Here is a 7,947-nt window from a genome sequence, read left to right as displayed (position 1 = left end):
TAACCCCTCTTATAATTTAAGACTGTTTCTTCTCCAATGTCTAGGTTTTGGTCTGTATCTAAGTTTACGGTTAGTTTTAGCATAAGCCCAGATTGGAATTCTCCTATTTTGTTTGTTTGCTTTTGCCATTCTTAATTTTTTTGCTAATGGTTTATTTCTACTCATTTTCTCACCTGTAACATATAATAATTATTTTTTATATCCGATAACACGAGTTTGATAATGTTCTGGGAATATGTCCAATGAGTTTCCTCCCTTCTCGTCAATCAATGTCCTTATTTCAACCTCATAATCCGAACTGTTGTCCTTGTTTGACTTTTCATGAGATATTTCGAATAGATTGGATGTTATCATCTTAACGGATTTGTGACCGAAACTGTCCAAATTTATGTATTGGACATCTTTTCTATCCTCAAGGCTCCTTATCTGATTGACGGTCAATTTAGGAGTTCTGTCATCACGTCTTGTCCCGTCCGCAATAATGTCATAATCTTCAGCAATCCTTTCTATGACATTTTCATGAATGAACTTGATTCCCTCGTTGGGAAATCCGTCCGCCATAATCATGTCGCAGGTCTTATCCAAAAGGTCAAAATCCATATCAAGGACCCTGTGTGTAAAACCCAATGATTTTGCTGATTTGGCCGCTGGAATGTATGATTCGTAAACACCAAAGTTGGCAGTGCATAATTCAACGTCAAGACCCAATCTTTTAAGCATGACAGCCATAAAGGATGAATCTTTACCACCGCTATACAATACTCCAGCTTTCATCGACATTATTTCCTTGTAATTTTGATTTCTCTTTTTTGACCAGCAATGTTTCTCAAGAGCACTTTCAACTGATCGTCAGTTACTTTTCCTCTTAAGCTTCCGGCTTGAGCGGATTGAATCAATTGGATTTCAATTTGACTTACAAGTTCCGGTTTGGTCAATTTGAGATTAGCTAATCTAGCACGAGCTTCAGGAGTCATGATTTGATTTAAAATCTGTTTCTTCTGAGCTTCCATTTGTCTTTGAGCTTCTTGTTGCTGAGCTTGAGCTACTGCTTGCTGCTGTGCTTGATTTTGCATAGCAGCCTGTTGGGCTTGGAGTTCAGCCATTCTTTTTTGACGAATTTCATCTAAATCGCTCATATCAAACTCTCCAAATAAATTAATTAGTATTTTTCAAGTTCAGGAATATCTTTAATAATTTCAGCAGAAATTTTATCTAAGAATGATCTTCCTGCTGGGGAAACAACTCTTCCACCTTCGACTTTCTCTACGTATCCTGCGTCTTCCAATTGTTGAAGTGCTTTTCTAACGATAGATCCGCTACCTCTTCTAAATACTTCAGGACGTACACCACGGTCTTTTTTACCACCGTAGAAAGTTCTTAAACTAACAACTCCCACAGGACCATCCATATAAACTCTTCTGATGATAGAAGCAGTTCTTACATACCACCAATCTGCATTTTCTGGTTTTCTTTCCTTGTGAACACCAGTTTTAACAAAATTGGACCATGCAGGGGAATTGATTTTATCATTATTTTTAAATTCTTCTGCGACTTTTTCAATTAATAAATCTGCAGGTACATCAAATACAGTAGTCATATTAATTCTCCAATATTTTATTAAATAATTGTAGCTTAATCCACTGTAAATTTAAGACCTAAAAAAATAGGGCCTGTAACTCTAAATTTATAATGTTTAAGGCTTTTTCTTGTAGATTACAGCAACATGTCCCCTTACGTCTATGAGCTTGGCTCTAGTCTTAGTGACAATTTCGTCGATGTAATCATCTTTATCTCTAGCGATATTTTTTGCAAATTTAAGTTTAACAATTTCATTAGCTTCAAGTTGGCGTTTGATTTCTTCAATGACATTGTCGTTTACGCCTGCTTTGCCAATGTTAATTGTCATCGCGGAAAGAGCTCTATTCATCATTTCTTTTTTTGATTGACTCATATTTAGCTCTCCTTTTAAGTTTCTTTTCCTTTCTATAAGGAATCTTCATGACATGACCACATTCACCACAAAAAATGTTAACTTCAGAGTTAACCAGCCGGACGGTGCAATTGTAGCCAGGGTAAAGGAATTTCTTGCATTTCCTACAGTACCGTCTCCTCCATTTTTCAGGGACTTTGGTATTGTATTTGGTGGACAGCTTTAAGGCAAGCTCGGTATAGCGGTTACTGCGCTCGGGATGGGTGATGAATTCCATCTCAGCACGTTCAAAAAGGATGTTCATCCTTTCAGTTGCTATATCAGTCATCCACTTTGGTCTTTTTCCTCTACTCAAAAATATCCTCCTCATAATTATGAAAATAGGATATAATATTCAAAATTGAATTAAAATGATTTGCGCAAATTAAAACAAAAACCATAGTTAAAGATTAACCTTAGGTTAATATGAATATTAAGAATAATTATGTATATCCCTATTTATAAAGGTTATGTATTTTGGGAAAAATAACCTGATTTGAAAAATAAAAGAAAAAAATAATATTCATGAAGCAAACATGTCTCTTTCACAATCAGGAGCATTAATATCATTAATGAACTTTTTAATGGTATCAAATTTGTCATTTTGTGTGAAAATATCAACATACAACTTTATTAAATCTTCATTTATGGAAACATGTACCTTAATTTTCTCAATATTGCACAAATCACCATTATTTGCCTTAAATATTTTAGAAGCATTTAAAAATTCAAATGCGGAAGGATTTAAAAGAGTATCAAAATCCATGATAACATCACAAGTCATTTCAATTGACTCTTCATATTCATACTTTTCAATACGATGAATGAATAATATGTCAAATTCATGGTCATAACTCCATTTTAAGGAATTATCTTCTTTCATTATCACCAATCCTCCTAGAAATATTTCCTTCATATGTTGTTAACAAAGAGATGCTGCTATCCTCATTTATTACGGCAATAAGATATAAATCCTTTTGCTTTTTAATAGGGTGGATATAGCATAGCTTAAATTTATTGTATCCCTGCTTCATTATCCCCAACAATTTATGATTGAAGAAAGATTGCATCCACAATTCCGAATGTGAATGTCTTTCATGATTCTTTTCATGGAAATGAAACTTTAAATGAAGAATGGCTGATTGATTCACATTACAAAAAATATTCAACGCTTCTCTTAAAGAATAATCTTTCATAGATTAACCTCACAATATATTTAATTGTAACTTTAACTGGCCAATAAGTTAGTTAAATATATGAATGCCCTAATATATTAATGTTATTGAAGTGTGTAAAATCATAGGAGATGATATATAAAAAACAAGTAAAAATTAAAGCGAATAAGAAAAATTGAAGCGAATTAAAAAGAATAACCTGAATGTGAAAAATTGATGTGTCTAAAGTCAATCAATGAGCCAGTCCATAAAATCAATTTCGCCAATTGGAAAGTCGACTTTGCCATTGACAATGTCACAAAGCAACCCTACGATTTCATCAATTGTCAAATCACTCACGTCAATTTCCGAAACCTTATCGGAATGGATATCATAGGCTTCCGCTGTGCAGACGCCCATGGCTTCAGCCTCAAGGTTTTCACGGATTTTGGATTGTGAATAATCGCGTGCCTTCAGCCTTGTCTCCAAAACTTCAGGCCTTACCCTTAAAACGATTACCTTATCGGCGCCATCGCATAAATGAGCCAAATGTCCTTCAAAAATAAGCAATTCTCCGCTGCCGGATATTATTTCCATAACCTTTTCGTTCAGTCTGTCAATGTCAATGACCTTATATCCCTTATCCTCATCAATTCCCAAAACGAAATCATTTTCTAAAGCCAAATCATTGATTTTGATTAATTTGCAATCCAATCTTGAAGCTAAAATTTCACTGACAGTAGTTTTTCCCGTACAGGGAGTTCCACTGATAAAAATAACTCTATTCATAAATATCTAAAAAAAAGAAAAGGAATTATTTTTTCAAAATAATTCTCAATACATCCTCATCGTCAAGCACATGGTCGGGACCTACCTTCTGACCCGGGAATTTGACGGATGTTCCCCAGACCTTTGCATGTCTGAAATTCTTAACGAATTCCCTGTGAAGTTTTCTGCATGCGTCAATTACAGTAGAGCCCTTTTTGATTACTAACGGATCTTCCATGTCCGCTTTTCTGCCCTGTGGCTTTAAATATATCCTTACAAGGTCAAGATTATCAAATATTATGTCCTTCAGCTCATCAATATTTGTGTTCTTGTCAGCGGAAATTGGAATGAATTCCGGAATGTATTTCTTCAGCTCTTCAATGTAAGCCTCATCAACCAAATCCACCTTGTTTAGAAGAACCAACATCGGAACATATGACTTGTTTCTGTCAAGCACGTCAATGAACTGGTCCATTGTCACATCATCCCTGAACAGCACATCGGCATTGATATATCCGTATTCGTTTAAAATTGACCTGATTGTCTTTTCATCCATGTGGGTCAGCGGACATGTTGAAGAGACCTTTACACCACCTAACTTCTTTCTCTTAACAGTCACGTCAGGAGGATGTTCATTTGGCCTGATTCCAATTGCCCTAAGTTCGTTTATGATTACATCAATGTGTTGTGGATTGAAAGTATCCAAAACCACCAATATCAAATCAGCAGTTCTTGCAACAGACAAGATTTCCTTACCTCTTCCTTTACCGCTGCTTGCACCTGTAATGATTCCCGGGATGTCGAAGATTTGAATTTTTGCATTTTTATGCTCCATTACACCCGGAACTATGTCCAATGTAGTGAACTGATAAGCTCCAACCTTACTTTCGGCATTTGTAATGTTATTCAATAATGTGGATTTGCCGACAGAAGGAAACCCCACCAAGACCACAGTGGCATCACCGGATTTTTTAACATGAAACCCCTGACCTTTGGACCCGCCGCTGCTTCTTTGAAGAGATTCCTCTTTCAATTTTGAAAGTTTAGCTTTGAGTTTACCGATATGGTGTGAAGTAGCCTTATTGTAGGGTGTCTTTTGAATTTCCTCTTCGATAGATTTTATCTTGTCTTCTATTCCCATTAAATCACCATTAAATAAAAAAAAGGAAGATTAGGAAAATCCTAATCTGATTAATTAGTTGAGTTGCTAGTGGAGTTTCCGCTGGATCCACCCGCTACAGTATTTTCAAAGTTTACTTTATACAACATTACACCTGTTTCGGTGTGCACATTGGTGAAAATATCCTGATTGGCTCCACCCAATAGGTATAATCTGGTAAACATTGAATTGACCAGTTTATTATGGATTAAAATAGGTGTGTAATAATTATCACTACCCATTAAGAATAATGTGAAGTTTCCATCTTCTGCACCTTTGATTGACTCATTTTTCATGATAATATTGTCTTCAACTAAAAGAATATGGGATGCTTTTAATGGGTTGTATTCACTACCGTTTACCATAATTTTCTCATCATTCTCTGAATGTACTGATTCAATATGTGCTGAGGTTGTGTTGTTTCCAGTTCCCCTTTCAATAACTGCATTCACTTTCATTCCCTGGGAGTCGAGAATTGTTGCATTGCCGGATGAACCCGGTGCAATTTCTGCGCCCCCTTCAGTAGGAACATAATAGTTATAGTTTACGGAAGTCTGGTTTTCAAAGTTCCATGAACCAAAGTAGGTCCACCAACCTGCCTTTTGAAGCATATCGGAAGATGCCACGAATATTACAGGGCGTGGATTTTCAGGGTGAGTGTATGAAATTACTTCACTGGCATCTGCTGAGGATATTTTGTACTTGTCAACCAATGTTTTTTGAGCGTCACTGGATGATTTCGGTAAAATATCAATCAGCATGTCGACGGATTTACCTGTGTCTCCTGTAACGTTGACAAGTTTCTCAACAGCCCTGTCTCCGCTTGAATCCAACATTCTGAAGATACCTGCAGATAACTCCAAATCATCGGTTGTCATTGCCTTACCCAGCCAGAATGCACGGCCTCCAGTCTGAGAACCCCCATCGAATGTTACTTGTTTATCAGCAGCAATCTCAAAGAGGTAACCGAAGTCCCACCAGGATGTGATGACTGTATCATTGCTTTGAGTTTCATCAATCCATTGCATTGCATTCCACATGTGGTCCTGAGTACCAGGCACAACTGTTTCGGAAATCATGTACGCACCGCAAACGGACGGTGATACAAGTGCGATTACAATAGCTATTATTACAACAGTCTTTTTAAGCGGAACTTTAACTGAAGCGTCAGATTTCATTCCGTAAATGGTAAATAGTCCAACAGCAAGAATTACCAGGAATATTGCTATTCCATAAATGGTGTTAATTGTTGCCAATGGAACTGCCGCTAAAAATCCGCACAGGAATAAAATAACAACTAAAATCCTATCATCATTTAATCTGTTTTTAATGTAATCTCCTGCATAACTGACAAAAATACCAGTAAGCAAAGCAAACGGCAATACAATGGTTGTAATGAACCTTGAACCTCTACTTACCGCAAGTGCAGCAATTACAATCCATACAACAAATAATGTTGCATACATTACAGTTAAACGTTTATCGGATAAAATATCATTATTTCCACCGAATTTCAAATCAGATAAAGAAATCTTAAATTTACGGTCATCATCCAATTTTTTAGCTGCAGACATTCTGTTACCTTTTTGCGGTTTTTTGGAACTGCCTTTGGAACCTTTTGCAGTACGGTATTTGAAAGATCTGGATACTAAAACATATAATACAATTAAACCAGCGAACAATACTGCAATTCCACCCATACCGTTAACTACACCATTAGTATTAGCTAAAAATGCAGAAGTCATTCCACTACCAAGCAAAGACGGCATTTGCATCTCTGCAACGGAAATAAGTACATTCGGGAATCCACCTACAACAACGGAAGCGGATTGCAAGTTTAATAAACCGGTTAAGCTTGAAAATATTCCAAGAACTCCATCCACACCTTTGAAAATTCCAAGGAAAACGAATCCGATGACACCAAGGATTACAATTGTCAATAAATCCTTGTTATGTATCAGCCAATCCAGCTTGCTTGAGTAATCGTCCTGGTCATCCCCAACATTGAAAAAGTAGCATGCAATCAAATAAGCTACGGCAAATACTCCCATCATACCTATGTAAAAGATATAACCAGTCCATGAGAAGGAGAACAGTCCTATAGCCAAAATAGATAATACTGCATAAATTACTTTCAAAATCATATTGTCTGTTCTTAAGGCTTCGATGAAGAAGAATACAAAGAACAGTGGGAATATGTAATAGAACATATCTGTATCGAAAAATCCAGGGAATGTGTGTGCAAAGTAGTTTGGAGCAAGCACTATAATCAATGTTGCGACAATTGCACCATAATCGTTAGTAATTCTTCTTGCAAATATGAATGCAGGAATTACTGCAAAAGTGGATATCAATGCTCCTGTCCAGAAAGCAACTTCTTTTACAGAATAATTACCACCAAATAAATTATTCGCTAAGTCGTGTAACCATGAAGTGACATATACAATGGCATACTCATAATCAATCTTATTACCGTCGGGAGCGTACCTATGCATATCCCACGCACTACCATTTATCAATTCATCTCCTACATGACCATGATCTATAAAATTCTCGGTCAGCCTTAAGTTATAATATGAATCCATTTCACTGAAATAAGGAAGGCCTGAAGAATCCACATAATCCCCTTTAATGTCATCACTGAGGATTGGCAAATCGGCCGCAGGAGTTTTTAATGCAAAAACAAAAGCTAACAAAATCAAGATAATGATTATTGATTTGCTTATTGTTAAAATTGTTTGTTTATTCATAGAAATCCTCTATTCATCTCGTTAATCTTAAATTCCATAAATCAAGAATTTTAAATAAGTTATAATTAAAATTATTAGAAATAAATAAAAATATTTGATATGATATGAAAAAATATTTTTATTGAATAGTATATATTAAATTCAACA

The 7,947-nt window shown here is 35.8% G+C and carries 11 protein-coding genes; all 11 read right to left on the bottom strand.

Translation table 11 applies throughout. The features are described from left to right. Nucleotides 1-9: 9 nt before the first annotated feature. Nucleotides 10-165 carry a 50S ribosomal protein L39e gene (locus IJI93_RS10115; protein WP_004032463.1) on the bottom strand — a complete coding sequence of 52 codons (156 nt, stop codon included), beginning with the start codon at nt 163-165 and terminating at the stop codon, nt 10-12. 24 nt (nt 166-189) lie between these two features. Then, a complete protein-coding gene (locus IJI93_RS10110; protein ID WP_292822690.1) occupies nt 190-774 on the bottom strand; it encodes a hypothetical protein in 585 nt (194 codons plus the stop codon). Nucleotides 775-779: 5 nt separating this feature from the next. Further along, complete coding sequence (locus tag IJI93_RS10105) at nt 780-1,136, bottom strand: DNA-binding protein (protein ID WP_292822688.1); 357 nt, start codon at nt 1,134-1,136, stop codon at nt 780-782. A gap of 23 nt (nt 1,137-1,159) precedes the next feature. Continuing rightward, nucleotides 1,160-1,597, bottom strand: coding sequence for a 30S ribosomal protein S19e (locus IJI93_RS10100; protein ID WP_292822686.1), 438 nt, complete (start codon nt 1,595-1,597; stop codon nt 1,160-1,162). Nucleotides 1,598-1,693: 96 nt separating this feature from the next. Next, nucleotides 1,694-1,951, bottom strand: coding sequence for a YhbY family RNA-binding protein (locus tag IJI93_RS10095; protein ID WP_292605745.1), 258 nt, complete (start codon nt 1,949-1,951; stop codon nt 1,694-1,696). After that, nucleotides 1,920-2,285, bottom strand: a complete 366-nt coding sequence (locus IJI93_RS10090; RefSeq protein ID WP_292822684.1) for a ribonuclease P protein component 4 — start codon at nt 2,283-2,285, stop codon at nt 1,920-1,922. The genes IJI93_RS10095 and IJI93_RS10090 overlap by 32 nt, the downstream gene beginning before the upstream one ends. A 207-nt stretch (nt 2,286-2,492) precedes the next feature. After that, on the bottom strand, nt 2,493-2,852 hold the full coding sequence (locus IJI93_RS10085; RefSeq protein ID WP_366513298.1) for a DUF2283 domain-containing protein: 360 nt from the start codon (nt 2,850-2,852) through the stop codon (nt 2,493-2,495). Next, nucleotides 2,839-3,165: a hypothetical protein gene (locus IJI93_RS10080; RefSeq protein WP_292822680.1), complete on the bottom strand. Its 327-nt coding sequence runs from the start codon at nt 3,163-3,165 to the stop codon at nt 2,839-2,841. The genes IJI93_RS10085 and IJI93_RS10080 overlap by 14 nt, the downstream gene beginning before the upstream one ends. 207 nt (nt 3,166-3,372) lie before the next feature. Further along, nucleotides 3,373-3,912 carry an adenylate kinase family protein gene (locus IJI93_RS10075; protein ID WP_292822678.1) on the bottom strand — a complete coding sequence of 180 codons (540 nt, stop codon included), beginning with the start codon at nt 3,910-3,912 and terminating at the stop codon, nt 3,373-3,375. Between the two features lie 25 nt (nt 3,913-3,937). Further along, on the bottom strand, nt 3,938-5,032 hold the full coding sequence (locus IJI93_RS10070; RefSeq protein WP_292822676.1) for a GTP-binding protein: 1,095 nt from the start codon (nt 5,030-5,032) through the stop codon (nt 3,938-3,940). Nucleotides 5,033-5,082: 50 nt separating this feature from the next. Beyond that, complete coding sequence (locus IJI93_RS10065; RefSeq protein WP_292822674.1) at nt 5,083-7,800, bottom strand: STT3 domain-containing protein; 2,718 nt, start codon at nt 7,798-7,800, stop codon at nt 5,083-5,085. Nucleotides 7,801-7,947: the final 147 nt, after the last annotated feature.

This window comes from Methanobrevibacter sp., from assembly GCF_017431965.1.
Taxonomy (GTDB): Archaea; Methanobacteriota; Methanobacteria; order Methanobacteriales; family Methanobacteriaceae; genus Methanocatella.
Note: the sequence above shows the minus strand (reverse complement) of the source record. Positions and strands in the feature narration are given on the sequence as shown.

Coding starts and splice junctions, on each gene's coding strand:
- IJI93_RS10115 (WP_004032463.1), bottom strand. CDS start 165: ATGAGTAGAAATAAACCATTAGCAAAAAAATTAAGAATGGCAAAAGCA.
- IJI93_RS10110 (WP_292822690.1), bottom strand. CDS start 774: ATGAAAGCTGGAGTATTGTATAGCGGTGGTAAAGATTCATCCTTTATG.
- IJI93_RS10105 (WP_292822688.1), bottom strand. CDS start 1,136: ATGAGCGATTTAGATGAAATTCGTCAAAAAAGAATGGCTGAACTCCAA.
- IJI93_RS10100 (WP_292822686.1), bottom strand. CDS start 1,597: ATGACTACTGTATTTGATGTACCTGCAGATTTATTAATTGAAAAAGTC.
- IJI93_RS10095 (WP_292605745.1), bottom strand. CDS start 1,951: ATGAGTCAATCAAAAAAAGAAATGATGAATAGAGCTCTTTCCGCGATG.
- IJI93_RS10085 (WP_366513298.1), bottom strand. CDS start 2,852: ATGAAAGAAGATAATTCCTTAAAATGGAGTTATGACCATGAATTTGAC.
- IJI93_RS10080 (WP_292822680.1), bottom strand. CDS start 3,165: ATGAAAGATTATTCTTTAAGAGAAGCGTTGAATATTTTTTGTAATGTG.
- IJI93_RS10075 (WP_292822678.1), bottom strand. CDS start 3,912: ATGAATAGAGTTATTTTTATCAGTGGAACTCCCTGTACGGGAAAAACT.
- IJI93_RS10070 (WP_292822676.1), bottom strand. CDS start 5,032: ATGGGAATAGAAGACAAGATAAAATCTATCGAAGAGGAAATTCAAAAG.
- IJI93_RS10065 (WP_292822674.1), bottom strand. CDS start 7,800: ATGAATAAACAAACAATTTTAACAATAAGCAAATCAATAATCATTATC.